Here is a 25,599-nt window from a genome sequence, read left to right as displayed (position 1 = left end):
GTCACGACGGCACCCCCACGGTCATTCCGGCGGCCAGGCCCGAGCCGCTGACCTCGACCCGGCCATCGGCGAACAGCCCGGTCTCCACCGCCAGGTAGCGGCCGTCGGCGACCTGCACGCCATAGCCGCCCTCGGCGAGCGCGACCAGCGCGGCGACTGGCACAGTCAACACGCCTTCGCGGCGCGACGCGGTCAGCGACACGTCGACCGGGCCCTCCTGGAGATCGCCGAGCGCCTTCGCGTCGGCGACCGTCACCGTCACCTCGACGGTGGGCGCGCTGTCCGAGCCGGCTGCGGCCGAGGCGACCGCACCCACCGAGGCCACCGTCCCCTTCGCCGTCTTACCGTCCGGCAGCTCGATGGCAGCGGCCGCGCCGGCGACCGCGAGGTGCCGGTCGGCGACCGGCAGGTCGACCGTCACCAACCGGGCCGTGCCGGTGTAGCTGACCACCTGCCCGCCGGCCGGCGCGCCGACCGGGGCGGTGTGGGCGGCGATCCGGATCGCGCCCGGCGCGTAGGCGACCAGGCCCGCGGTGACCGTGCCTTTCTCGTCGACGCCGAGGTCGTCCTGCCACTCGCGCACCGCGTCGGCGGTCGCGCCGGTGTAGTCGTCGTCGACGGTGAAACCCCGGTAGCCGAGCGCGGCCAGGTTGCGCTCGAACTGCTTCACGTCGGGGCCCGCGACGCCCGGCGACAGCGGCCGGTAGAGCGGCAGCGGGCCGTAGAGCAGCACGACCGGCGCGCCGTCGACCCGGAACACCGGCTTGCCGCGCCGCACCGTGGCACCTTCCGGCGCTAGCCAGGTGACCATGCCGCCGGTGCCGCGCAATGCCACCGGGTCGCCGTAGCCGAGCGTGCCGTCGACCTTCTCGCTGTCGACCAGGGTCTGCCGGGTCACCGTCGCGGTCCGCGGCGGTTGGTCGCCGGCATGCGCCGTACCACTGTCGCCGCTGCCGAAACCGACCGCGGCGGTGACGGCGGCGCCGGCCGCCACCACCGCGATGGCCACCGCCAGGACGGCCCGGGACCGACGCGTCACCTGCCGGCTCCCGGGGTGGGCGCGGCGTCACGGCATTTGTCGAGCGCGGTGAGGACGCCGTCATCGTGCTTGTCGAACAGGTAGTCGCGGATGGACTCGCCGGCCGGATCGGGGTCGGGGAAATCGGGCACCCCGTTGGCCCGCATGCACACGGCGAGCGCCCGCTGTTTCTCGAGCTGGCCCGGGTCGAGCTTGCCGTATTCGCCGCCGTTGGGCATGACGTCGCGGCACGCCACGACCGCGCCGATCGCCTTGTCCTTGTCGATGCCGTCCATGTCGACCTTCCCGCCGGGCTGCGGGTCGGGCAGGTCGACACCCTGCTCCCGCATGCATTCCGCGAAGTCCCGGCCGCGTTCCTCGTCGGACTTGCCGCCGGCTGGGCTCGGCGTGCTGCTGGCACCGCCGGCACTGGCAACGCGGGCCGGTTCCGTCGGGCCCTTGCACGCGGCAAGACCGATTCCAAGACCAAGAGCCAGCAGGGGTACGGCTATCCGCCGCTTGAGCGTCATTGGTTTCTCCTTCCGTTCGCTGACCCGCAGTCCACCGGTCCGCGCATAAGGCCGACATCAAGCCGGTCCGGCTGCTTATGGCGGCCTTATCCACTGGTCGGCGACCATGACGGGGTGCGGGTACTGGTGGTGGAGGACGAGCGGTTGCTGGCCGACGCAGTCGGCGAGGGGCTGCGGCGCGAGGCGCTCGCGGTCGATGTCGTCTACGACGGCGACGCGGCGCTGGAACGGCTCGGCGTCAACGAGTACGACGTGCTGGTGCTCGACCGCGATCTGCCGATCGTGCACGGCGACGACGTCTGCCGGGCGGTGGTCGCGTCCGGCGCGGCCACCCGGGTGCTGATGCTGACCGCGGCCGTCGACGTCGCCGACCGGGTGGCCGGCCTGGGCCTGGGCGCCGACGACTACCTGCCCAAGCCCTTCGCGTTCGCCGAGCTGGTCGCGCGGGTGCGGGCGCTCGGCCGCCGGGCCCGGCCCGCCGCACCGCCGCTGCTGCGCCGGGGCGGCCTCACGCTCGACCCGGGCCGGCGGGAGGTGACACGCGACGGCCTCCCGCTGGTGTTGTCCCGCAAGGAGTTCGCGGTGCTGGAGGAGTTGCTCCGCGCGGACGGGTCGGTAGTGAGCGCCGAGCAACTGTTGGAGCGGGCGTGGGACGAGCACATCGACCCGTTCACCAACGTGCTGCGGGTGACCGTCATGACGCTGCGTCGCAAGCTGGGCCCGCCGCAGGTGGTGCTGACCGTGCCGGGAGTGGGGTATCAGATCCGATGAAGTGGCTGACCTCCCGGCTCACCGTCCGGGCCCGGCTGACCCTCACCTACGGCCTGGTCTTCCTGGTCGCCGGTGTCGCCCTGCTCGCGGTCACCTATGTGCTGATGGACGCCAGTCTCGACCGCCAGAAGATCGACGCCTCGGTGATCTTCGACGGGAAGACCGGCCAGCAGCTTCCGGCCAGCGCCCGCGACTTCCTCTCCGACCTCGCGGTCGACCCGAACGTGATCGCCAAGGCGCTCGACGCCCCGTCGCTCACGGAGCAACAGCGGCAGTCCATCTCGGACCGGCTCGAACTGGCCCAGCGGCTCCAACACGACCTCAAACAGCGCACGCTCAACTCGCTGCTGACCCGGGGCGGTGTCGCGGTCGGCGTGGTGACGGTGCTCGGGGTTTGGGTTGGCTGGCTGATGGCCGGCCGCACGCTGCGTCCGCTCACCCAGATCACCGCGACCGCCCGCCGGGTGGCCGACCGCAACCTGCACGAGCGGATCGGGCTGTCCGGGCCGCGTGACGAACTGCGCGAACTGGCCGACACGTTCGACGACATGCTGGCCCGGCTGGACGCGTCCTTCGACGGCCAGCGGCGGTTCGTCGCGAATGCCTCACACGAATTGCGTACGCCGTTGGCGGTGAACCGCACGCTCGTCGAGGTGGCGATGGGCCGGCCCGGTGCGCCACCGGAGCTGGTCGACCTCGGCGCGACCCTGCTGGAGGTCAACGCCCGGCACGAGCGGCTGATCGACGGGCTGCTCACGCTGGCCCGCTCCGAGCAGGCGGTCGCCGATCCGGTGGCGGTCGACCTGGCGGAGGTGGCGGCCCGGGTGCACGAGCAGTTCGGCGCCGACGCCCGCGGTGCCGCGCTGTCGTTCGACCTCGGCGGGGCCCCGGCTCCTACGGCCGGCGACCCGGTGCTCTTGGAGCGCCTCGCGCAGAATCTCGTGGAGAACGCGATCCGGCACAACGTCGCGGCCGGCTGGGTCACGGTGACCACGCGCTCGTCCGCGGACCACGCGGTGCTCACGGTGGCCAACACCGGCCCCGTGGTGCCGGCGGTCGAGGTGGCCGGGCTGTTCGAGCCGTTCCGCCGGCTGACCGACCGGGTCGGCTCCGCGCACGGCACCGGGCTGGGGCTGTCGATCGTGCGCTCGGTGGCCCGCGCGCACGGCGGCGACGTCACGGCGCAGCCCCGCGCCGGCGGTGGCCTGGTCGTCGACGTGACCCTGCCGCTGGTCAGGTGAGCGTGCGCAGCAGGTGGGCGACCGTCTCGAAGGAGGCGGCGCCGAGGTCGAGGTTGGCCGCGGCTTCCGCCAGCGGCTTGTCGACCTGCGGGTCGTAGCCCTCCAGGCCGGTCTCCTCCTCGACGATCCGGCCCAGCAGATACATCGCGTGGAGGATCGCGGTGGCGCCGTCGCCGGTGGGGCCGTAGGGCACGCTCATGCCGGCCGAGTCGGCGAACAGGTCGAGCTGGATGTTGGTGGGCTCGTGGTTGATCTCGCCGCAGTCGTCGGTCACGAACAGCGAGACCTCGCCGAGTAGCAGCCGGGCCCGCTCCACCACCCGCTGCCAGACGTCGGGCGCCGGGCCGGCACCGAACTCGTCGTCATCCTCGACCGCGTCCAGCGCGTCGGCCCAGGTCTGGCCGGGCTGACGGCGGACGAACATGAGGTCGTAGCTCACCGGTGCAGGGTATAAGGGTGGCGCACGCGCTATTGGTCGCTGAGGATCCGGGCGACCGACTCGAACGAGGCCGCGCCGAGGTCGAGGTTGGCGGCGGCCTCGCGGATCGGCTTGCCCAGCCGCGGGTCGTAACCCTCGAGGCCGGTCTCCTCTTCGACGACCTGGCCGAGCAGGAACATCGTGCGCAGCAGGGCGGCGTCGTCAGCGGGGACGGTCAGCTCGGCCGAATCGGCGAAGAGCAGGAGCCGCAGGCCGGTGCGCTCGTGGTCGAGCTTCCCGCAGTCGTCGGTCATCCGCAGCGCGACCTCGCCGAGCAGGAACCGCGCTCGCCCGACCACCCGCTGCCAGACGTCGGCCTCGGGGCCGGCGCCGAAATCGTGGTAGTCGTCGGCCGCTTCGAGGGCCTCGTCCCAGCTCTGTCCCGGCTGCCGCCGCATAAACATGAGTGCATAGCTCACCGGCGCAGCGTACCGAGGGCAAATGCGCCAATCGGTTACCGAAAGGAGCGGACTGGTGACCTCGCGGCCATATTTAAATCGCCGAATAGATCAGGCGTCAATGCTGGTGGAGCCGAGGGGACTTGAACCCCTAACCCCTGCCTTGCAAAGGCAGTGCTCTGCCAGTTGAGCTACGGCCCCGACGGCGGGTGGAGCCGCCGGTCGGAAAATTAACGCAGGTCGGGTGCGGTGGTCGCCTCGTGCCACAGAGCCCGCTCGTCGCTGGACTCCTTGACCTTCTTCACCACGAGGGCGGCCACGCCCACGACGCCAACGATGATCAGGAGCTTCTTCAACATTTGGGTTGGCCCCTCACACGCTCACTGTTGCCAGACCGTCTGAAGTGGGGCTAGCTGGAATCGAACCAGCGACCTCAGAGTTATCAGCTCTGCGCTCTAACCGACTGAGCTATAGCCCCGTGCGACCGGGCAAGGTTACCGTATCGCTTCCGCTTCCCCCAACTTGGATACCCGGTGCGGCGCCGTGCGCCGCACCGGGTATCACTCCGTCAGGGTCAGTCGCGCTCGGCGAGGGTGAGCTCGACGCCGCCGACCAGGTCGGCGCAGACGTTGTAGATGAACGCACCCAGGGTGGCCAGCGCGGTGAAGAGCACCACGTTGACGACGCCGATCAGGGCGGACGTGCCGATCACGCCCTTGGCAGTGATCTTGAAGGTGCTGCCCTCGCTGCCGCCGCTGGCGCTGATCAGGTCACCGAGGCTGGTGTTGACCTTCTCGAAGACGCCCATCGCGTCGAGCGCGAGGTAGAGCACCGACGTGGCCACGATGACCACGATGAACAGGACCAGCGACACCGCGAAGGAGAACTTGAACACCGACCACGGGTCGATCCGCTTGACGTTGAGGCGGGCCCGGCGCGGGCCGCGGGAGGCGCCGCCGGCCACCGTCGAACGCGCCGTGCGGACGGCCTCGGTCACCCGGGCCGCACCCACGGCGGACGCGGACGCGGCAGTGGCGCTGCCGGCCGCACCGGGGCGGGTGGTGGCCGCGGTCGCGGTCGCGTCGCCCGGGCGGGTGGAACTGTCACCCGGGCGGGAGACACCAGGCCGGGTGATCGACGGCGGCGTGCCGGCCGAGGCCGACACGCCGGAAGCCGACACGCCCGAAGTCGCCGGAGCCGGCGCCGCCGAGCCCGAATTCGCCGCGCCCACCGACGCACCGACGGGGACCGACGAAGCGCCGGCACTGCTGCCGCCGTTGGCGTCGGAGCCCTCGTCGGGGGTGCTTCCGTTGTCGCCGTCACCCGGCTTCTCGGGAGGCGGGACCATGCCCGGTGCCCTGGTGAACTTGGGTTGCGGCGCATCGGCGGGGACTGCCGCCCGGCCTACTGCCGCGCGGCCGGTCGCAGAGGCGCCGCCTGCGGCGTCGCCTTCGACCGGGTTCGTCGAGGCCCCCGCAGTCCCCGACTTCGCCTGAGTCTCCGTCATCACCTAGTCCTGTTCGTCGGGCTCGTCGGCATTGCGAGCGATGGCCACGATGGTTACGCCGTCCGGAAGGTCCATGAGCTTGACCCCCATTGTGTTCCGATCGCGCGTGCGGCGTACAGGCTTCACCGGAGTCCGGATAACACCACCATTGCTCGTTATAGCAAACAGCTCATCGTCGGGGCTGATCACCACCGCCCCTACGAGGCCGCCGCGGCGCTCGGTGAGCTTGGCCGTGAGCACGCCCTTGCCGCCGCGACCCTGCACCGGATATTCCGAGATCGGGGTGCGCTTCGCGTAGCCGCCATTGGTCGCCACCAGCACGTCGAGGTGCTCCATGCCCTCGCGGACGACCTCCATCGCCAGCAGTTCGTCGTCGCCGGTGAACCGCATGCCGATGACGCCCGAGGTGGCCCGGCCCATCGGCCGCAGCGCGTCGTCGGTCGCGTTGAACCTGATCGCCTGTGCCATTTTCGAAACCAGCAGCAGGTCGTCTTCGGTGCCGGCGAGCGCGGCGCCGACGAGTTCGTCTTCGTCGCGGAGGTTGATCGCGATGATGCCGCCGGACCGGTTGGAGTCGAACTCCTCCAGCTTGGTCTTCTTGACCAGGCCGTTGCGGGTCGCCAGCACCAGGTAGGGCGCCACACCGTAGTTGGCGATCTCGATCACCTGTGCGATGTGCTCGTCGGGCTGGAACGCCAGCAGGTTGGCCACGTGCTGGCCGCGGGCCGTGCGGCTGGCCTCCGGCAGTTCGTAGGCCTTGGCGCGGTAGACCCGGCCCTTGTTCGTGAAGAACAGGATCCAGTCGTGTGTGGAGCAGACGAAGAAGTGGCTGACGATGTCGTCCTGCCGCAGCCCCGCACCGCTGACACCCTTGCCGCCCCGGCGCTGCGAGCGGTAGAGGTCGACCTTGGTGCGCTTGGCGTAGCCGGTGCGGGTGATCGTCACGACCACGTCTTCACGGGCGATGAGGTCTTCCATCGAGACCTCGCCGTCGAACGGCACGATCTTGGTGCGGCGCTCGTCGCCCCACTTGGCGACGATCTCGCTGAGCTCGTCGGCGACGATCTTCCGCTGCCGCTCGGGCTTGGCCAGGATGTCCTTCAGGTCGGCGATGTCGATCTCGATCTTCGCCAACTCGTCGATGATCTTCTGCCGCTCCAGGGCCGCGAGGCGGCGGAGCTGCATGTCGAGGATCGCGGTCGCCTGGATGTCGTCGATGTCGAGCAGGGTGCGCAGCCCGCCACGGGCGTCTTCCACGGTCGGCGAGCGCCGGATCAGGGCGATCACCTCGTCGAGCGCGTCGAGCGCCTTGACCAGACCGCGCAGGATGTGTGCCCGCTCCTCGGCCTTGCGCAGCCGGTAGGCGGTCCGCCGCTGGATGACGTCGATCTGGTGCTCGACGTAGTAGCGGATGAACTGCGCCAGGTTGAGCGTGCGCGGCACGCCGTCGACCAGCGCCAGCATGTTGGCGCCGAAGGTCTCCTGGAGCTGGGTGTGCTTGTAAAGGTTGTTGAGCACGACCTTGGCGACCGCGTCGCGACGGAGCACGATCACGATCCGCATACCGGTGCGGCCCGACGACTCGTCGCGGATGTCGGCGATGCCGCCGATCTTGCCCTCGCGGATCAGCTCGGCGATCCGCTCCGCCAGGTTGTCGGGGTTGACCTGGTAGGGCAGCTCACTGACGACGAGGCAGGCGCGGCCCTTCTTGTCTTCCTCGACCTCGACCACCGCGCGCATCCGGATGGAGCCACGGCCGGTGCGGTAGGCGTCCTGGATCGCCTGGGTGCCGACGATCAGCCCGCGGGTCGGGAAGTCCGGGCCCTTGACGATGCCCAGCAGCGCCTCGAGCGTGGTGGCCTCGTCGGCCTCCGGGTTGTCGAGGCACCACTTGACCGCCTCGGCGATCTCCCGCAGGTTGTGCGGCGGGATCTTGGTGGCCATGCCGACCGCGATGCCCTCGGCGCCGTTGACCAGCAGGTTGGGGATCCGCGACGGCAGGATCACCGGCTCCTTGGCCCGGCCGTCGTAGTTGTCCTGGAAATCGACGGTGTCCTCGTCGATGTCGCGGAGCATCTCCATCGCCAGCGGGTCGAGCTTGCACTCGGTGTATCGCATGGCGGCGGCGGGGTCGTTGCCCGGCGAGCCGAAGTTGCCGTTGCCGTCGACCAGCGGGTAGCGCAGCGACCAGGGCTGCGCCATCCGGACCAGTGCGTCGTAGATCGCGGAGTCGCCGTGCGGGTGGAACTGACCCATCACGTCGCCGACGACCCGGGAACACTTCACGTAGCCGCGGTCGGGCCGGTAGCCCGAGTCGTACATCGCGTAAAGGATCTTGCGGTGAACCGGCTTGAGGCCATCGCGGACGTCCGGCAGCGCGCGCCCGACGATGACGCTCATCGCATAGTCGAGGTAGGAGCGCTGCATCTCGACCTCGAGCCCGACAGGCTCGATCCGGTCCCGGCTGGAGACCGCGGCGGCCGCGGCCTCGAGATCTGGCTCGCCCTCGTAGGCCTCGGGGTTATCCGTCACAATTAATCCTTTTTCGCCTTAAATGCCGTCTTTGTCCTGTGGATAACGGCTGTGGAAACCGACCTGTCTGTGGATAACTTCCGCCCTCCGTCAACGACCGACCGGGAGGTAGACGCCGGCCGGCCGTTAACGGTTGCGTCAGATATCCAGGAACCGCACATCCTTCGCGTTGCGCTGGATGAACGAGCGCCGAGCCTCGACGTCTTCGCCCATCAGCACGCTGAACAACTCGTCGGCGGTCGCCGCGTCGTCGAGCGTCACCTGGCGCAGGGTGCGGGTCGCCGGGTTCATCGTGGTCTCCCACAGCTCTGGGTAGTTCATCTCGCCCAGACCCTTGAACCGCTGGATGTCGTCCGGCTTGGCGTTGGGCTTGGTCTCCTGGCGGAGCCGGATCAGCCCGTCGCGCTCGCGGTCCGAGTAGGCGTATTGGGCGTCGTCGCCCTTCTTGTTCCACTTGATCTTGTAGAGCGGCGGCGATGCCAGGTAGACGTGGCCGAGCTCGACCAGCGGCCGCATGAAGCGGAACAGCAGGGTGAGCAGCAGCGTCTGGATGTGCTGGCCGTCGACGTCGGCGTCGGCCATCAGCACGACCTTGTGGTAGCGCAGCTTCTCCATGTCGAAGTCGTCGTGGATGCCGGTGCCCAGCGCCGTGATCAGCGCCTGGACCTCGTTGTTCTTCAGCACCCGGTCGATCCGGGCCTTCTCCACGTTGAGGATCTTGCCGCGGATCGGCAGGATCGCCTGCACCCGCGGGTCACGGCCCTGCTTGGCCGAGCCGCCGGCCGAGTCGCCCTCGACGATGAACACCTCGGACTCGCGGGGGTCGGTCGACTGGCAGTCGGCCAGCTTGCCCGGCATCGAGCCCGACTCGAGCAGCGACTTGCGGCGGGCCAGCTTGCGGGCCTGCTGCGCGGCGATCCGGGCCCGGGAGGCCTGGGTCGCCTTGGTGATGATGGTCTTGGCCTCGCTGGGGTTGCGCTCCAGCCAGTCGTTGAGCCACTCGTTGCAGACCCGCTGCACGAAGCTCTTGACCGGGGTGTTGCCCAGCTTGGTCTTGGTCTGGCCCTCGAACTGCGGGTTGGCCAGCTTGACCGACACGATCGCCGCGAGGCCTTCCCGGATGTCTTCACCGGTCAGCTTCTCGTCGCCCTTGAGGATCTTCTTCTCGGCGCCGTATTTGTTGACCACACCGGTCAGCGCCGCGCGGAAGCCCTCTTCGTGGGTGCCACCCTCGTGGGTGTTGATCGTGTTGGCGAAGGTGTAGACCGACTCGCCGTAGGACTCGTTCCACTGCATGGCGATCTCGACCGCCATGCCCTCCTCTTCACCACCGAACTCGATCACCGACTTGTGGATCGGCGACTTGGAGTTGTTGAGGTGCCGGACGAAGTCGGCGATGCCGCCCTTGTAGAGGAAGGTCACCTCGCGCGGCTTGCCGTCTTCCTCGCCGCCCGGACGCTCGTCGCGGAAGTGGATGGTGAGCCCGCGGTTGAGGAACGCGTATTCCTGGAGGCGCCGGTAGATCGTCTCGAAGGTGAACTCGATCGTCTCGAAGATCTTCGGGTCTGGCCAGAACGAGACGGAGGAGCCGGTCTTGTTGGTGGTCTCGCCCTTCTCCAGCGGCCCCGGCTTGGAGTTGGTGTAGCTCTGCCGGTAGACGTGGCCCGACTTGTCGATGACCACCTCCATCCGGGTCGACAGGGCGTTGACCACGGAGACGCCGACGCCGTGCAGGCCGCCGGAGACCGCGTAGGCCTTGCCGTCGAACTTGCCGCCTGCGTGCAGGACGGTCAGCGCGACCTCGACACCCGGCTTCTTGAGCTTCGGGTGGAGGTCGACCGGGAAGCCACGGCCGTTGTCGACGACGCGAACCCCGCCGTCGGCGAGCAGCACGACGTCGATCGTGTCGCAGTAGCCGGCCAGGGCCTCGTCGACCGCGTTGTCGACGACCTCCCAGACCAGGTGATGCAGGCCACGCTCACCGGTCGACCCGATGTACATACCGGGGCGCTTGCGGACCGCTTCGAGGCCCTCGAGCACCTGGATCGATTCGGCGCCGTACTCCTGCTTTTTCTGCGTTGCCACTCTGGCCACTTTCTCGCGCCGCCCCGGCGTCGTTGACTGACGCTGGTGCGCGGGTATGGCGGGATGGCCACCAGCGACCGGCGCGACCGGGGTAGGGGCGCACCGCTCGCCGCGCCTTCCCGCGGTCACGATCGGTTGGACGCGGCACGCGGGCGGCCTCGGGCCGGGGATGACCCGATACGGTCGTACGCGCGTCGTCCTTCGTCTCCCGCAATCTTACCGGGCCGGAGCCCCGAACACCCATCCGGCGCACGCCGGAAACAGCGCTAGAAGCGCCACAGCGGCCCGAACCTCGGTATCCGCGACTCCCCCCACACGAACGCCCCCTCGGCGCGAGCTAGCCGCGCGCCGGCGCCTTTTGGCCGCGGATCATGAAGTCGCCTCGGTGGCCACTGGGACCACCGGGAGCCGAGTTCCCGGCATTCCAGACATCAGGGCCATGATCCCCACACCAAACGTGACCGGTCGGGGGTCGCGCGAACCGGCTACCGTGCCGTAGTTTCTGCGCGGCGCGATCCGATCGGGGCCAGCACCCCGACGTGTCATACGCTCGCGACCCCACCTCTTTCGGTGTCGGGATGCTGCTCAGCGGAGAAGGGTGGCCCGATGGGGCTGGACAACGTCGCCGTCCAGTGGCCGCGCACCGGTCGTTTCTACGATCCGGTCGCACCGGCCGAGTTCGTCGACTTCGCCGACCTGGCGGACGCCCCCGACGTCTCCGCGCCGACCGCGGCCCTCGCGGGACACATCGCCAAGACCGGCACGGTCCGGGCGACGGCCTACACCGAGCTGGTCGATCTTCTGCTTGGTCTCAACGGTGTGCTTTACGCCACAGAGGCCGCGGCCGAAGACGAAGACCCGGTGATCGACCCCGACGGATGCGCGTGGATCGCCGGCGGCCTGGAGCGCTTCGTCGACGGGCATCGCCCACACGGCGAGTCGGTCACCTTCGAGACGGTCGGCGCCGTGCTGCGCACCGCCCTGTCCGGCGGCCGGCTTGCCGAGCAGCAGTTGCGCTGGCTCGACGGGCGCCTCGACGCGCTGCGCGACGAGTCCGGCGACGCGCCGCAGTGGAGCTTCGCCCGCAGCGAGCTGGCGGTGCTGTCGCGGTTCTACCGGCGCTGCGCCGACCGCGGGTTCGCGGTCTACGCCGACTACTGAAAATCAGCCATACGTGTCGCGCGGCCCGCGGCCCTGCACCCGCCGTGGGCCCTTCTGCCACGACGGCGCGGCCGGGCCGTGGATGTGCAGCTTCTTGACCACGTTGTGGCCCACCTCGCCGGCGATCCGCTTGAGCAGCGACGCGGCCAGCAGGCGGAGCTGAGTGGCCCACGCGGTCGACTCGGCCTCGACCGTGAGCTCACCGTCGGCGAGCTTGATCGGGCGGCAGTGTGACGCGATGTCGGGACCGACGACTTTTTCCCAGACCCCGAAGACCTTGGCCTCCGCAGCCGGCTTCTGCCAGCCGCGAGCTTTGATCAGTTTTTCGAGTACGGCGCCGAAGAGTTGCGGGTCGCGCGGGTCGGGGCCGGGGCCGGAGTAGCCGCGCAGGCGCCGCCCCTGGCCGGCTCCGCCGCCAGATCCGCCGGCCGGCCGGCGCCGCTGTGCGGCCGCGCCCCGCTTTGCCAGCGCCGCGTCGAGCGCCGCCCGGGCCAGTTGCGGCCCGGCGAGGCCCTCAGCAGCCGCGGCTGGTCCAGCTTGGGCGGCGGGGCCGCCGGAGGTGGCCGGACCGGATGCGGCCCCGCTGCCGCCTGACGCGGCCGGGCCGGATCGGGCGGCACTGCCGCCGGACGTGGGCGGCTCGGATCGGGCGGCACCGCCGCCTGACGCGGCCGGGCCGGATCGGGCGGCACCGCCGCCGGACGTGGACGGGCCGGATCGGGCGGCGCTGCCGCCGGACGCGGCCGGGCCGGATCGGGCGGCACTGCCGCCGGACGCGGCCGGGCCCGATCGGGCGGCACTACCGCCGGACGTGGACGGGCCGGATCGGGCGGCACCGCCGCCGGACGTGGGCGGCTCGGATCGGGCGGCACCGCCGCCAGACGTGGACGGGCCGGATCGGGCGGCACTGCCGCCGGACCCAGCCGGCTCGGACGCGGCGGCACCGCGGGCTGCGGTGGCTTTGTTCGGCCGGGACGTGGCTCGCGGGCGTGCCTTCCCGGAGCCGGCGTCCCCAGGGTCGCCGGCGGGTGGGTCAGTCGGCACGGCGGACCGTCCCTTCCGAGACTTCGAAGCGGGCGCCGCGCAACGCCGCCGGCACGTCGTCGGGGACCGCGCAGGTCACCAGGAGCTGGCTGGCGCCGCCGACCAGGTCGGCCAGCCGCTCGCGGCGGCCGGCGTCGAGCTCGGCGAACACGTCGTCGAGCGCCAGCACCGGCTCGATGCCGTCGGCGCGCAGCAGGTCGTAGGCGGCCAGCCGCAACGCCAGCGCGTAGGACCAGGACTCGCCGTGACTCGCGTAGCCCTTGGCCGGCAGCTCGCCCAAGGTCAGCGTCAGGTCGTCGCGGTGCGGGCCGGTCAGCGTCGTGCCGCGCTCCACTTCGGACGAACGGCCGGCGGCGAGGGCGGCCAGCAGAAGTTCTTCCAGCTCGGCCCGGTCGGCGCCGGCCGGCGGGATCTCGACGCCGGAGCGGTAGGCGATGCCTGCGGCGCCGCGGCCCGCCGCCACCGCGTCGTAGGCCTTGGCCACGAACGGGCCCAACGCGGTCACCAGCTCGAGCCGGCCGGCCAGCAGCTCCGCGCCGTGCCGGGCCAGATGGGTGTCCCAGACGTCTAGTGTGGACAGATCGCCGCCGCGGGTGCCGCCGGTCTTGCGGGCCAGGTAGGACGTGCGCAGCAACGCGTTGCGCTGCTTGACCACCCGGTCGTAGTCGGCCCGCACGCCGGCGTAACGCGGCTGGCGCGCTACCAGCAGGTCGTCGAGGTAGCGGCGCCGCTCGGCCGGATCGCCGCGGACCAGTTCGAGGTCTTCCGGTGCGAACAGCACCATCCGCAGCGCGCCGAGCACGTCGCGGGCCCGGCGGGCCGGTGATCGGTTGAGCCGGGCCCGGTTGGCCTTGCCGGGCACGATCTCCAGCTCGACTTGCAACTCGCGTCCATCATGGACGATCAGGCAGCGGATCACCGCGGCTTGCGCGCCGGCCCGCACCAGCGGGGCGTCCGTGGCGACCCGGTGACTGTCCAGGGTCGCCACGTAGCCCAGCGCTTCGAGCAGGTTGGTCTTGCCGACCCCGTTGGGGCCGATCAGGACGCTAGTGCCAGCGGACAGGTCGACGGCCACCCGCTCGTAGGAGCGGAAGTCGACCAGCTCGAGCCGCTGGACGTACACGAATCAGCTCTTGTGAACGGGGTGTCCACCGAACTGGTTGCGCAGTGCGGCCACCGCCTTCATCGCCGGTGAGTCGTCTTCGCGGGACTCGAAGCGGGCGAACAGCGACGCGGCGATGACGTGCATCGGCACCGCGAGCCGGATCGCCTCTTCGACCGTCCAGCGGCCCTCGCCGGTGTCGTCGGCGTAGCCCTTGATGGCTTCCAGGGCGGGGTCTTCGTCGAGCGCCCGGTCGAGCAGGTCGAGCAGCCAGGACTTGATCACCGTGCCCTCGCGCCACGACTTGATCACGCCGGGCACGTTGGTCACCAGTTCGGAGGCGCCGAGCAGCTCGTAGCCTTCGGCGTAGGCGTGCATCAGGCCGTATTCGATGCCGTTGTGGACCATCTTGGCGTAGTGGCCGGCGCCGACCGGGCCGGCGTGCACGAAGCCGAACTCGCCGGCAGGCTTGAGCGCTTCGAAGATCGGCATGAGCCGGGCGATGTGGTCGTCGGAGCCGCCGGCCATCAGCGCGTAGCCGAGTTGGTTGCCCCAGATGCCACCCGAGACGCCGACGTCGACGTAGCCGATGCCCTTCGCGTCGAGCCGCTCCGCGCGCGGTGCGTCGCTGCTGAACCGCGAGTTGCCGCCGTCGATGATGATGTCGCCGGGGCTGAGCTCGGCAGCCACGTCGTCGATCGTGCTGTCGGTGACCCCGGCCGGGACCATCACCCAGACCGCTCGCGGCGCCTGGAGCTTCGATGCCAGGTCTGCCAACGTCTTCGCGTCGGAGATCTCTGGCTTGTGGTCAAATCCGACGACCTCGTGACCGGCGGCGCGCAGACGTTCGCGCATGTTGCCACCCATCCGGCCCAGGCCGATGAGCCCCAGCTGCATAGCGGGTTCCCCTCCCGTTGACGTGCCCTTGCTCGTGCCCTACCCGCGGATCAGCGGGTTACCCGGATCGGCATGATCAGATACCGATAGCCGGGGACGATCTCGCCGTCGTCGGCGGCGGGCGAAATCACGGCGGGCTTGAAGGCATCGACGAAGGAGAGGACAGCCGTCGAGGCCAGCAGGTTCTGCAGCCCGTCGATCAGGTATTGCGGGTTGAAGCCGATGGTCAGCGGCTCGCCGCTGAAGGTGGCGTCCATGGCCTCACTGGCCCGCGCCTCCTCGCTGCCGCCGGCCTCGACGACCAGACCGTCGGGGCCGAAGCTGAGCAGCACCGGCGTGGTGCGCTCGGCGACCAGGGCGACCCGGCGGACGACCTCGACCAGCGCCGGCACGGACACCCGGGCCTCGGCGTTGTGGCTGGCCGGGAACAGCGAGCGCACCGGTGGGTAGTTGGCGCCGTCGAGCAGCCGGCTGGTGGTGCGCCGGGTGCCGGCCGAGAAACCGATCATGCCCTCGCCCGCGCCGCCGTGTGCCAGCGCCATGGTGACGTCGCCACCGAGCGGGCCGAGCGTCTTGGCGGTGTCGTTGAGGGTGCGGGCCGGCACCAGCGCGTTGATGCTGATCTCCGGGTCGTCGGGACGCCACTCCAGCTCGCGCATGGCGAGCCGGTAGCGGTCGGTGGCGAGCAGCGCGATGTTGCTGCCGCTGAGCTCCACCCGCACGCCGGTCATCATCGGCAGCGTCTCGTCACGGCCCGCGGCGATGGCGACCTGGGCGACCGCGGTCGCGAACGTGGCGGCGTCGATCGTGCCGGCGCTGGCCGGCATCGCCGGCAGGCTCGGGTAGTCCTCGACGGGCATCGTCGGGAGGGTGAAGCGGGCGCTGCCGCAGACGAGCTCGAGGTGCGCACCGACGGCGGCGATGTCGACCGGCTTGCCGGGCAGCGCCTTGGTGATCTCGGCGAGCAGCCGGCCGGAGACCAGTGCGGCGCCGTCGGCGTCACCCTGGATGTCGACGGTGACCTGACTGGAGACCTCGTAGTCGAAGCCGGAGACCTCGAGGCTGCCGTCGGACACCCGCAGCATCACACCGGCGAGCACCGGGACGGACGGACGGCTCGGCAGGCTCTTCGCCGTCCACGCCACGGCGTCGGCGAGCGCGTCGCGCTCCACACGGAACTTCATGCGTTGCCTCCGGGTCGGCTCGGACGGGGCTGGGTCGGATGCGAGTTGCCCCACCGCACCTTAAGGCGAGGCGGGCGATGACGTGCGCCCGACCCCGGTGTTTCTGGCGAGGTTGTGGGTCCATGCACAAATCCCCAGAGGTGATGATTGGTTTTGTTCTCTCTAAAGAGATAACTAGTCGTCTTCATAGGGCCTGTGCGAACTGTGGAGATCCTGCGTTTTCGCAGCTCAGACATGTTATCCACCGGTGTCGAACATGTGGAGAACGCTGCGGGTAACTCGGCTCGCCATCCACAGCCGATCGCTCGCACACAGCGACGCCCAGTTGTCCACCGGTTGTCCACGGGGTTTCCCCAAGGTTTCTCCCCAGGCTTTAGAGATCATCTTCCGGCTTTCCCCAGAACCTTCAACACGCTTCGCACATGTGCGTCGTCGCTGTGGACGTGGCGAGCGACATCCACAGTGTCATCCCCAGCCTTCATCCACAGGCTGTGTGGACATCGACGAGCACGACGACCACGCCGTCCACGACGGTGGACAGCGCTTGTGGATTAGCTGTGGGAACTGTGGATGAACGCGAGTCACCTGTGTGTTCGGGGGATAACCGCTCCTTACTTGTGCAGAAACCTGGGGACGCAGACTGATCCAGACCAATCATAGTAAACAACCTAATCCGGACAATACTGGAAACGCTGGCTGCAACGACTTTTCTCAGTGTGGATGTGCCTGGGGGTAGACGTGTGGAAAACCCGATCGGTCTGTGGATCGACGTCGACCTGTGGATAACCGCTACGGGTTGTGAACACACGGGTACGCGCAAGCGACCCCTGGCGAGGGGTTCAGCGGACCTCTGGCGGGGTCAAAACAGGGTCAGAAGATTTCTGGCAGAGCTCAGGTGTTCTGCTTGATCCGGTTCGTCAGCTCGGCGATCTGGTTGTAGAGCGAGCGACGCTCCGCCATCTGCTGGCGGATCTTCCGGTCGGCGTGCATCACCGTGGTGTGGTCGCGGCCGCCGAACGCCTGCCCGATCCGGGGCAGCGAGAGGTCGGTCAGCTCGCGACAGAGATACATCGCCACCTGGCGGGCGTTGACGAGCACCCGGGAACGGGAATGGCCGCGCAGGTCTTCGAGCGAAACGCCGAAGTAGTCGGCCGTCGACACCATGATCTGGTCGGCGGTGATCTCCGGGCCCGAGCCGTCGGGGATGAAGTCGCGCAGCACCTCTTCGGCGATCGCGAGCTCCACCGGCGAACGGGTCAGCGACGCGAACGCGGTGACCCGGATCAGCGCGCCCTCGAGCTCGCGGATCGAGTTGGCGATCCGCGACGCGATGAACTCGAGCACGTCTGGCGGCGCGTAGAGCCGCTCCTGTGCCGCCTTCTTCTGGAGGATCGCGATCCGCGTCTCGAGGTCGGGCGGCTGGATGTCGGCGAGCAGACCCCACTCGAACCGGGTGCGCAGCCGATCCTCCAATGTGGCCAGTTGCTTCGGCGACCGGTCAGAGGTGATGACGATCTGCTTGTTGGCGTTGTGCAGCGTATTGAAGGTGTGGAAGAACTCCTCCTGGGTCCGCTCGCGGTTCTCCAGGAACTGGATGTCGTCGATCAGCAGGATGTCGACGTCGCGGTAGCGGCGCTGGAACGCACTGGTCTTGTCGTCGCGCAGCGAGTTGATGAAGTCGTTGGTGAACTCTTCGGTCGAGACGTAGCGCACCGACCGCGCGTTGCCGAGCGTCTGCGCGTAGTGGCCGATCGCGTGCAGCAGGTGGGTCTTACCCAGCCCGGAACTGCCGTAGATGAACAGCGGGTTGTAGGCCTTCGCCGGCGACTCGGCGACCGCGACCGACGCGGCGTGCGCGAACCGGTTGGACGAACCGATGACGAACGTCTCGAACATGTATTTCGGGTTGAGCCGATTGCCGCCGCCGTCGGCACCACCGCGCCGGTCGTCGCGCCGGTCGCCGGAGCGTCCCGGTCCGCTGTCGGAGCCGCCGTCGCGGCGCATCGGCTGGGTCGGCGGTTCGTCGTATTGCCCGCCGCGGTGGTCGGGGGCCTGGCCGCGACCGTCGCGGCGGTCGCGGTCCGCGGCATCCGCGCGGAACGTGGGTGGCGTGTCGGACCGCTGCTGGTAGGAAGCCGGCGTGCCGTAGGTCGTTCCGCCCGCGCCGTAGCCCGGCATGGTCGGTGGCGGCGCCGGCGGGTAGGGCGTCGCGAACAGCGCGTCCTGCCGGTCGCGGTCGACATCGCGCGGCTGGGGGTTGGCCGCGGGCGACGGTGGGCGGGCCTTGCCGACCGCACCGGTGCCGGCCGGGCGGGCCGGAGCGGCGGGGCTGGTCGGCGCCACCGGAGCCGGCTCGATCGGCGGGTTGGGCTTGGGCGAGATGACACTGTGCAGGGCGGTCGGCGCGTTGAGCGCGCTGATCGGCTCGCCCGCCGGCGTGCCGCCGCTGGCCGGGGCGGGGTGGTTGCCGGACTGCGGTGTGGTGGCCTGGCGGGGGGCCGGCGCCGGGTTGCTCTGTGCCGGCCGCGGCGGTCCCGGCTCGTCCGGTTGCTCGGTGTCGGGTGCGGTGCTGCGCTGGTGTGGCGGGAACGCGGTGGCGGCGTAGCTCTCCGGCGCGCCGGTGTAGACGGTGCCCGGTGGGCGGCTCTGGCCGTCTTCCGGCGGGCGGACGGTGACCGCCACCTGGATCGCACGACCCATCCGGCGGGACAGCGCCTCGGTGATCGCCGGGCGCAGCCGGGACTCGATGACGTCGCGGGTGAACGCGTCGGGCACGGAGAGCAGCGCGGTGTCTTCGACGATCGCGCGCAGGCGGGTCAGCCGGAGGTAGGCACGTTGCTGGGCGGAGACGATCTCGTCCGCTAGTTCATCTGTCGCCGCCATCCAGACGCCGGCGAGATCGATCGTCTCGGACACCCCGTTGCCACCCCCCTCGCTTCATGTGCTCGGTCGAGACGGGCCAGCCCCACCCGCTGTGACCTGGCACAACCCCCGCGTACGGGCGGCTGGCCTGACCGCTGTCCACAAGTTATCCACAGCCTGTGTGCTAGCCGATCGTGGCGCCATACCCATACGAACTGACGACCCCGGGTTCAGCCGATCCGGCATCGGTGTGACTACACCGTGCCGAACGATTGACTACCTCGCCCGGTTTTGCCCCATATGGCAGCCGTGAGCCCCCCAGATCGCCGACCAGCAACCCGGCACGCTAACAGCGTTGTCCACACCCCTACAACCGTTGTCCACAGAACTGCCTTCTCGGCATACGCGAAAGGGGGCAGTGGCCCCTGCGTCGAAGAGGCCGCGGCCTGCGCTGACGCGCTGTCTGCCGGTGTTTGACGGTCATTGCGTGCGTGCGTAGGCTTGAGCGGCCGCTCCGTCGCCCTCTGGTAGGGTGGCGGGTGTTTGCTGCGTGGGCCGACCCACGCCCGCTCGCGCGGAGCGCGCCGTGCACAGAACACCACACGACCGGCCCGACCCTGGGGCCGCCCGACGACGGAGAGCCTGACGTGAGCAAGCGCACCTTCCAGCCGAACAACCGCCGGCGCTCCAAGACCCACGGCTTCCGGCTGCGCATGCGCACCCGCGCGGGCCGCGCGATCCTCTCCGCCCGCCGGGCCAAGGGTCGCAAGGAGCTGTCGGCCTGAGTCCGGCACCAAGATGGAAGTAGGGCAGCGATGCTGGCCGCCGCGCAGCGCCTCCGGCGCCGCGACGAGTTCACCACCGCCGTTCGCGGTGGCCGCCGAGCCGGCCGCGGCGCTGTGGTCGTCCACCTGACACTCCCTGCTTCACCCGATCTCGACCAGCCGGCGTCCGCCGCCCCATCGGCGCGCGCCGGCTTCGTCGTGTCCAAGGCCGTCGGCGGCGCCGTGGTGCGCAACCAGGTCAAGCGCCGCCTGCGACACCTCTCCCGGGAGCGGCTAGCCGCCTTGCCGGCCGGGAGCACCCTTGTGGTCCGGGCGCTGCCACAGGCCGCCGATCGCTCGTACCAACGACTCGGTGTTGATCTTGATAAGGCCATCGCCGCGGCTCGGGGGGTGTGATGTCAGTGAGTTCACAGGAAACCATCAGCAACACGACACCCAAGAACATCAGCCTCCCCGCCCGCGTGCTGGCTTTTTGCATCATCGCGTACCGTCGTTGGATAAGCCCGGCACTGCCGGCTCGCTGTCGGTTCTATCCGTCGTGTAGCGCTTACGGCCTCGAGGCTGTGTCGCGGCATGGCGCGATCCGTGGAACCGGTCTGACGATCTGGCGGCTGCTGCGCTGCCACCCCTTCCACCCCGGTGGCTACGACCCGGTCCCTGAGCCGCGTCGTCGTCGCCCCGCCAACACGGCGGAACCCCTGGCCGAGTGACAGGAGCCCTTGGTGCACATCAGTCTTGACTGGATCTACTGGGCGATCTCGTGGATCCTGCTGCGCTGGCACGGGGTGTGGGATGCCATCGGTGTGCCCGACCACGCGGTGCTCGGCACCACCTGGTCCTGGATCCTGGCGATCTTCTTCCTGGTTGTCACGGTCCGGGTGATCCTGTTCCCGGTCTTCGTCAAACAGATCAAGTCACAACGCGCTATGCAGGCCCTGCAGCCCAAGGTCAAGGAGCTGCAGGAGAAACACAAGGGCGACCGGGAAACGCTCCAAAAAGAGATCATGGAGCTCTACCGCACCGAGAAGGCGAACCCGCTCATGGGCTGCCTTCCGATGTTCCTCCAGATTCCGGTCTTCCTCGGCCTCTTCCACGTGCTGAAACGCGTAAACCCGAACAACCAGCTCAAGGAGTTGTACGGGTGGACCGCGCAGCAGTTCGACAGCGCCTCACACGCGACGCTGTTCACCGCACCCATCTCCGGTCGGTTCGGCTCGAGCGCTTCTGAACTCGCCGTCCTCGACTCGAGCGTCACCACGGTAAAGATCATCGCGGCCATCCTGGTCGCCATCATGATCACGACGACCTACCTGACCAGCCGCCAGATGATCCTCAAGACCGGCTGGGCCGAAGACCCGCAGCAGCGGATGTTGCAGCGGATCATGCTCTACGGCATCCCGGCGTCGCTGCTGATCTCCGGTGCGATCTTCCCGATCGGCGTGATCATCTACTGGGTCACGAACAACCTGTTCACCCTGGCGCAGCAGCAGTGGGTGTTGCGCAAGTTCCCGCCACCGGCCGTCAACAAGGCCAACCTGCCCAGCCGTTACTCCGAGGCGGGCGAGAAGGCCCGGGCCGCCGCGGCCGCCCGCGAGGCCCAGCCGAAGTCCGGCGGCCTGCTCAGCCGGCTCACCGACGCCGCCAAGTCGGCTGCCACGCCGCAGCCGGGTGCGACCGCCAAGCCGGTCGGCAAGGGCGCGACCAACGGCAAGGCCGCACCGTCGCGCCAGGCCAGCAGCAAGGCCAACGGCAAGCAGCCCGAGGCCAAGCCCGCGACCGACGGCAAGGCGCTGGCACCCAAACCCGGCGCTAAACCGGTCAACCCGAAAAAGGGCGGCCGCCGCCCCGCTAAACGTCAATGAGCGCTGCGGCCGGCGACTCCTCCGCCGGCCGCGCCTCGCGACACCCATACGTGCCCGGCCCGGTGACTGCGCTCACCGGCCGGGCTGACCAGCGGACCCAGTGGTCCGGCGAGAGACATACGGAGATGACACCGTGACCGACACCAGCATCCCCCGCACCGACAAGCCCTTCGAAGAGGAGAACGACGAGGCTGCCGCGCGCGTGGACGAGGCCGACACGGCCGAGGACGACGAGGCGGTCGACGAGGGCGAAGACGGCGACGAGGCCGAAGACGAGGCCGAGGGCGACGACGACGCGGCGGGCTCCGCGGTCGCGGAGACCAAGGAGACCAGCGACAACGACCTGTTCCGGCAGAGCGAGATCGCCGCGGACTACGTCGAGGGCCTGCTCGACATCCTCGACTACGACGGCGATATCGACGAGCTGGTGTCCGGCGGCCGTCCGGTCGTCGAGGTCGTCGGCGGGCGGCTCCAGCCGCTGGTCGGCCAGCGCGGCGCCACGCTGGAGGCGCTCCAGGAGCTGACCCGGCTGGCGGTCTTCCGTGAAACCGGGTCGCCGAGCCGACTGCTGCTCGACGTCGGCGGCTACCGCGCCACCCGGCGCAAGGAACTCGCCGCCGTGGCCAAGAACGCGGTCGAGAAGGTCAAGGAATACGGCGAGGCCGTGCGCCTCGAGCCGATGTCGGCGTTCGAGCGCAAATGCGTACACGATGTGGTCAACGCCCTTGCCGGTGTTGAAAGTGAGTCCGAGGGCGTCGAGCCGCACCGCCGCATCATCGTGCGGCCGGTTTCGTGACACGGGCCGCGCTCAGCGCGGCGGCTTCGGCCCGGGCGGTCATCCGCCCGGGCCGTTCCATGCCGGGGGTCCGCTCGTGACCGCCCCCGTGCCCGCTGCTGCTTCGGTGTTGTTCGGTGACCGGTTGCCGTTGGCCGCGCGTTATGCCGAGCTGCTCGTCACCGACGGGGTTGTGCGTGGCTTGATCGGCCCGCGCGAGGCACCCCGGATCTGGGACCGCCATCTGCTGAACTGCGCCACTATGACCGAATTGATCCCGTCCGGCGCTTCGGTGGTTGACGTGGGGTCTGGGGCGGGTTTGCCCGGTATCGTGCTTGCGGTGGCGCGGCCGGACCTGACCATGGTCCTGGTCGAGCCATTGGCACGACGGACCGCCTTCCTGGCGGAAGTGGTGGCCGAGCTCGGCCTGGACGACGCCGTAACCGTCGTCCGCGGCCGAGCCGAGGAGGTACGGGACGCCCTGGTCCCCGCCGACGTGGTCACCGCTCGGGCGGTCGCGCCGCTCGACCGGCTCGCCGGCTGGTGTCTCCCCCTCACCGCACCCGGCGGACGGCTGCTCGCCCTCAAGGGCGCGTCGGCCTCCGACGAGATCGCGGAACACCAGACCGCGATCGGTCGACTGGGCGGAGCCACGCCGGTCGTACGGCATTGCGGGGTCGGCCTGGTCGACCCGCCGACGACCGTCGTGGAAATCGTCCGCGAGCGCATCGTCGAGCCGGCACACCCTCGGCCGGCAGGCCGAGGACGCAGCCGTCCGGCCTCGGACGGCGGCGGAGGTCGCGGGAGATCGCGGAGGGGATAAATGGGCCGGCGGGGAGCTGTACCTGAGTTCGGATCTTCTTCCCCGCCGTCGCCGGTGGATCCTGTCGCGGAGTCCGCCCGTCCGGCACGCAAGGCCGGTTCTCGGTCCGCTGGGCCTTCCGAACCCGCCGCGACATCGAAGCCGGCCAGTCGCAAGGCGGTCGGCGCTCAGCGTGCGAGCGCGCCTGTCGCTGGCCGGGCCGATCGCGTTGAGTCTGGCCGTTCGGGGCGGCCGGGCGCTCAAGCCGCCCGCGCCAAAGCCGATGCGGCTGAGTCCGTCGAGTCGGCGCCTCCTCGCGCGGGCTCGCGCCGTGCGGCTCCGCAGGGTGCGGATTCCTCCTCAGCCGCGTCGCCTTCGCGTGCGACTGCTCGGGCTGTCGCAGCCCAGGAGGTGTCGGGCCCGCCCGTCGGCAGTGCCCGGCGTGGCAGCAAGACTTCACCGGTCGGCCTGGACCCGTCTCCCGAGCGTGCGCCTGCCGCTGCTGCCGGCTCGGTTGTGCGGAAGGCTCCGGCGCGATCGACAGGCACACCGCGCCAGTCCCGTGCGGGTGCGGCGCCGGACAGCGGCGACGCGGTCCCGACCGGGAAGCGCACTGCCTCGGCACGCCCCACGTCGAAGCCGGCGAGGGCTGAACCCAACGTCGGTGCCGCACCCTCGACGCCTACGGCAGCCGGTCGCGATGCCGGCTCGTCCAGAGGCCGGCGCAGGGCTCAATCGGAAGCCGGATCCGCGGTTTCGGCGGATGCCGAGCGTGAGGAGTTGGCGGCATCTGCCGGTCCCAGCCCGTCCCGATCGGCTGTGCGGTCGGCTACCGCGGCGGCCAAGCGCGAGGAGTCGGCCGTCTCTGTTGGTCCGCGCCGATCGCGGTCGGCTGCGGTGTTACCGGATGCCCAGGTACCCGAAAGCGGCGGCCCTGCCGCCGCAGGCGGCCAGCGGCGGCGTGCGCCGCGGTCGGCTGCGGTGTTGTCGAACGCCGCTGTGGGCGGCGCCGACGCAGCCCCCTCAGGTCGTCGCGGACGATCCCCATCACCGTCGGCTGCGGCACGGTCGAACGCCGCCTCGACGAGCGGCGACGATCCTTCCGCAGTCGGGCGGCAGCGACCTCCTGCGGGATCCGCGGTTTCGGCGGATGCCATTGCGGTCGGAGGAGACGTGCCCGCCGCCGCTGGTGCTTCGCGCCGGTCCGCCTCGCGCGCGGCTGGGGCGGCTGACGGTGATCAACCAACTGGCGCCGGTAGACCGCGGCGATCTCCGTCGTCCCGCGTGGGGGCACAGGCGAAGGCTCCGCTGGCCGAGGAGGACATTCCGGTTCCGGCTGGTGGGTCGCGTCGAGCTTCATCGCGAGCTGGGGCAAGGCCGTCTGTAGTTGGGACGCCGCGCTCGCGACGCGGCTCCGCTCGGCCGGATCCGGAACCCCTTTTCGACACTTCGCTGATTGCATCGCGAGACTCTGACGACGGCGACGATGTGCAGTCTGCCGCGCGCGTCACCTCCGCACCGCGTGGCTCGGGGACGGCCGGGTCGGGCCGGCCAGCCACCCCGGCAGCACCCCCTTCGGCGAAAGCGACCCGCTCGTCGAGTCGGTCATCGTCGGCACCGCGGACGCCCAATCAACAGCCGGACGATGCGCGTGGAGTCCCGGCTTCGCGGGGGCGAGTCACCCGCGCTACCGCTCCGGCCGAGGCCCAGCACGATGCACCTGACTTCGTGTCAGATCGGGCTGGGGACCCCGAGCTTGTTGGCGGCGGTGTGTCCTCTGGTAGCGGAGGACCCAAGCCCGTTCGGCGTGCAGGAGCAGCCGCCGCGCGCCGTCGCCTCACTGGAGCGGAGCCAGAGCGACAGGATGCGTCACGCGCCGGTGCAGACATTGGACCCGCGGCGCGCAGGCTCGTTGCCGAGGCGGAGCGTGAGGCTGAGCCGCAAGTCGACCCCCGGGCTGAGCAGCAGGTGAACCGCCAGGCTGGGCTGCGGGCGGACCGCCAGACCGAGGGGAAGGCTCAGCGCCAGGGCGAGCGCCAGGGCGAGCGCCAGAGTGAGCGGAAGACGGACCGCGAGGCTGAGCTCCAAGGCGGGGGGAAGGCGGACCGCGAGGCTGAGCGCGAGGGCGAGCGGAAGGCGGATCGCCAGGCTGAGCGCCAGAGCGAGCGGAAGGCTGAGCGCCAAACCGAGCGGCAGACCGGCTCCCAGGCCCAGCAGCAGGCTGGCCCGGGCTCCGTCCGGCAGACCGACCCCGAGGCCGAGCCTCCGTCCGGTCGAAGAAAACGTGCCTCGGTTGCCGCCGCGAAATCCAAGGCCGCTGCCGGTCGACCCCTCGCGAAGGCCAAGCGGTCGGATGGCGGCGCAACCGGGCACGGCACGCGAGCCGCCGACGGCGAGCACACCGCCAGACCCGATGGGGACAAAGCCGACTCCCCTGCCGCTGGCGCGCCGGCGGCAGGGTCCCTTGTGGCGAAGCGGCGCGGAGTGCCGAAGGAACAGCGGAAGGGCGCTGAGAGCAGCCCAACTCGGGCCAAGGGCGAGTCGGGTGGATCAGATGGCGGAAGA

22 protein-coding genes, 2 tRNA genes and 1 pseudogene are annotated in these 25,599 nt (G+C 70.2%); 9 read left to right on the top strand and 16 right to left on the bottom strand.

Going from position 1 to position 25,599, the window contains the following annotated elements:
• Position 1: 1 nt before the first annotated feature.
• The gene (locus DFJ67_RS11665; protein ID WP_116067900.1) at positions 2-1,039 is read right to left on the bottom strand and encodes a peptidoglycan-binding domain-containing protein; all 1,038 of its coding nucleotides are present in this window, start codon (positions 1,037-1,039) and stop codon (positions 2-4) included.
• Positions 1,036-1,548, bottom strand: coding sequence for a hypothetical protein (locus DFJ67_RS42280; RefSeq protein ID WP_147315493.1), 513 nt, complete (start codon positions 1,546-1,548; stop codon positions 1,036-1,038). The genes DFJ67_RS11665 and DFJ67_RS42280 overlap by 4 nt, the downstream gene beginning before the upstream one ends.
• Before the next feature lie 114 nt (positions 1,549-1,662).
• Here DFJ67_RS42280 and DFJ67_RS11655 point away from each other — a divergent pair, with 114 nt between their 5' ends.
• Positions 1,663-2,319 (top strand): response regulator transcription factor, encoded by a 657-nt coding sequence (locus DFJ67_RS11655; protein ID WP_116067898.1) that lies wholly within the window; start codon positions 1,663-1,665, stop codon positions 2,317-2,319.
• Positions 2,316-3,560 carry a sensor histidine kinase gene (locus tag DFJ67_RS11650; protein ID WP_116067897.1) on the top strand — a complete coding sequence of 415 codons (1,245 nt, stop codon included), beginning with the start codon at positions 2,316-2,318 and terminating at the stop codon, positions 3,558-3,560. The genes DFJ67_RS11655 and DFJ67_RS11650 overlap by 4 nt, the downstream gene beginning before the upstream one ends.
• Here DFJ67_RS11650 and DFJ67_RS11645 read toward each other — a convergent pair.
• The 8 genes from DFJ67_RS11645 to gyrB form a co-directional block, all read right to left on the bottom strand.
• On the bottom strand, positions 3,553-3,999 hold the full coding sequence (locus DFJ67_RS11645; protein ID WP_116067896.1) for a hypothetical protein: 447 nt from the start codon (positions 3,997-3,999) through the stop codon (positions 3,553-3,555). The genes DFJ67_RS11650 and DFJ67_RS11645 overlap by 8 nt on opposite strands.
• A gap of 29 nt (positions 4,000-4,028) precedes the next feature.
• The gene (locus DFJ67_RS11640) at positions 4,029-4,457 is read right to left on the bottom strand and encodes a hypothetical protein (RefSeq protein ID WP_147315492.1); all 429 of its coding nucleotides are present in this window, start codon (positions 4,455-4,457) and stop codon (positions 4,029-4,031) included.
• Between the two features lie 104 nt (positions 4,458-4,561).
• Positions 4,562-4,637: transfer RNA gene (locus tag DFJ67_RS11635), tRNA-Ala, on the bottom strand.
• Positions 4,638-4,666: 29 nt separating this feature from the next.
• Positions 4,667-4,795, bottom strand: a complete 129-nt coding sequence (locus DFJ67_RS43230; RefSeq protein ID WP_211333954.1) for a DLW-39 family protein — start codon at positions 4,793-4,795, stop codon at positions 4,667-4,669.
• A 45-nt stretch (positions 4,796-4,840) separates the two neighbouring features.
• Positions 4,841-4,914 (bottom strand) — tRNA-Ile (locus DFJ67_RS11630).
• Positions 4,915-5,010: 96 nt separating this feature from the next.
• A complete protein-coding gene (locus tag DFJ67_RS11625; RefSeq protein ID WP_116076059.1) occupies positions 5,011-5,943 on the bottom strand; it encodes a DUF3566 domain-containing protein in 933 nt (310 codons plus the stop codon).
• 3 nt (positions 5,944-5,946) lie between these two features.
• Positions 5,947-8,475, bottom strand: coding sequence for a DNA gyrase subunit A (gene gyrA / locus DFJ67_RS11620; protein ID WP_116067894.1), 2,529 nt, complete (start codon positions 8,473-8,475; stop codon positions 5,947-5,949).
• Positions 8,476-8,613: 138 nt separating this feature from the next.
• Positions 8,614-10,560, bottom strand: a complete 1,947-nt coding sequence (gene gyrB / locus DFJ67_RS11615; RefSeq protein ID WP_116067893.1) for a DNA topoisomerase (ATP-hydrolyzing) subunit B — start codon at positions 10,558-10,560, stop codon at positions 8,614-8,616.
• Between the two features lie 606 nt (positions 10,561-11,166).
• On the opposite strand from gyrB, the gene DFJ67_RS11610 reads away from it, so the two are divergent.
• A complete protein-coding gene (locus DFJ67_RS11610) occupies positions 11,167-11,721 on the top strand; it encodes a hypothetical protein (protein ID WP_116067892.1) in 555 nt (184 codons plus the stop codon).
• 3 nt (positions 11,722-11,724) lie between these two features.
• Here DFJ67_RS11610 and DFJ67_RS43225 read toward each other — a convergent pair.
• From DFJ67_RS43225 to dnaA, 5 genes and pseudogenes are all read right to left on the bottom strand, one after another.
• Positions 11,725-12,291: pseudogene (locus DFJ67_RS43225) on the bottom strand (DciA family protein); the annotation flags it as partial.
• A 463-nt stretch (positions 12,292-12,754) separates the two neighbouring features.
• On the bottom strand, positions 12,755-13,888 hold the full coding sequence (recF, locus tag DFJ67_RS11600) for a DNA replication/repair protein RecF (protein WP_116067890.1): 1,134 nt from the start codon (positions 13,886-13,888) through the stop codon (positions 12,755-12,757).
• Between the two features lie 3 nt (positions 13,889-13,891).
• A complete protein-coding gene (gnd, locus tag DFJ67_RS11595; RefSeq protein ID WP_116067889.1) occupies positions 13,892-14,764 on the bottom strand; it encodes a phosphogluconate dehydrogenase (NAD(+)-dependent, decarboxylating) in 873 nt (290 codons plus the stop codon).
• A gap of 50 nt (positions 14,765-14,814) precedes the next feature.
• On the bottom strand, positions 14,815-15,948 hold the full coding sequence (gene dnaN / locus DFJ67_RS11590; RefSeq protein ID WP_116067888.1) for a DNA polymerase III subunit beta: 1,134 nt from the start codon (positions 15,946-15,948) through the stop codon (positions 14,815-14,817).
• 891 nt (positions 15,949-16,839) lie between these two features.
• Positions 16,840-18,831 (bottom strand): chromosomal replication initiator protein DnaA, encoded by a 1,992-nt coding sequence (gene dnaA / locus DFJ67_RS11585; RefSeq protein ID WP_239097059.1) that lies wholly within the window; start codon positions 18,829-18,831, stop codon positions 16,840-16,842.
• A gap of 626 nt (positions 18,832-19,457) precedes the next feature.
• Here dnaA and rpmH point away from each other — a divergent pair.
• The 6 genes from rpmH to rsmG all read left to right on the top strand — a co-directional run bounded on the left by rpmH (position 19,458) and on the right by rsmG (position 23,055).
• Positions 19,458-19,595 carry a 50S ribosomal protein L34 gene (gene rpmH / locus DFJ67_RS11580; RefSeq protein WP_116067886.1) on the top strand — a complete coding sequence of 46 codons (138 nt, stop codon included), beginning with the start codon at positions 19,458-19,460 and terminating at the stop codon, positions 19,593-19,595.
• Between the two features lie 30 nt (positions 19,596-19,625).
• Positions 19,626-19,991: a ribonuclease P protein component gene (gene rnpA, locus DFJ67_RS11575; RefSeq protein WP_116067885.1), complete on the top strand. Its 366-nt coding sequence runs from the start codon at positions 19,626-19,628 to the stop codon at positions 19,989-19,991.
• Between the two features lie 65 nt (positions 19,992-20,056).
• Positions 20,057-20,305, top strand: a complete 249-nt coding sequence (yidD, locus tag DFJ67_RS11570; RefSeq protein ID WP_203783315.1) for a membrane protein insertion efficiency factor YidD — start codon at positions 20,057-20,059, stop codon at positions 20,303-20,305.
• An 18-nt stretch (positions 20,306-20,323) separates the two neighbouring features.
• Entirely contained in the window at positions 20,324-21,457 is a 1,134-nt protein-coding gene (gene yidC, locus DFJ67_RS11565; protein WP_116076056.1) for a membrane protein insertase YidC, read from the top strand.
• A 133-nt stretch (positions 21,458-21,590) separates the two neighbouring features.
• A complete protein-coding gene (locus DFJ67_RS11560; RefSeq protein WP_409362894.1) occupies positions 21,591-22,253 on the top strand; it encodes a Jag family protein in 663 nt (220 codons plus the stop codon).
• Between the two features lie 76 nt (positions 22,254-22,329).
• The gene (rsmG, locus tag DFJ67_RS11555) at positions 22,330-23,055 is read left to right on the top strand and encodes a 16S rRNA (guanine(527)-N(7))-methyltransferase RsmG (RefSeq protein WP_239097049.1); all 726 of its coding nucleotides are present in this window, start codon (positions 22,330-22,332) and stop codon (positions 23,053-23,055) included.
• 1,848 nt (positions 23,056-24,903) lie between these two features.
• On the opposite strand, the gene DFJ67_RS42275 is transcribed toward rsmG, so the two are convergent.
• Positions 24,904-25,434, bottom strand: coding sequence for a hypothetical protein (locus DFJ67_RS42275; protein WP_147315491.1), 531 nt, complete (start codon positions 25,432-25,434; stop codon positions 24,904-24,906).
• Positions 25,435-25,599: the final 165 nt, after the last annotated feature.

The organism is Asanoa ferruginea (assembly GCF_003387075.1).
GTDB classification, from domain to species: domain Bacteria; phylum Actinomycetota; class Actinomycetes; order Mycobacteriales; family Micromonosporaceae; genus Asanoa; species Asanoa ferruginea.
This window is presented reverse-complemented; position numbering and strand designations above follow the sequence as displayed.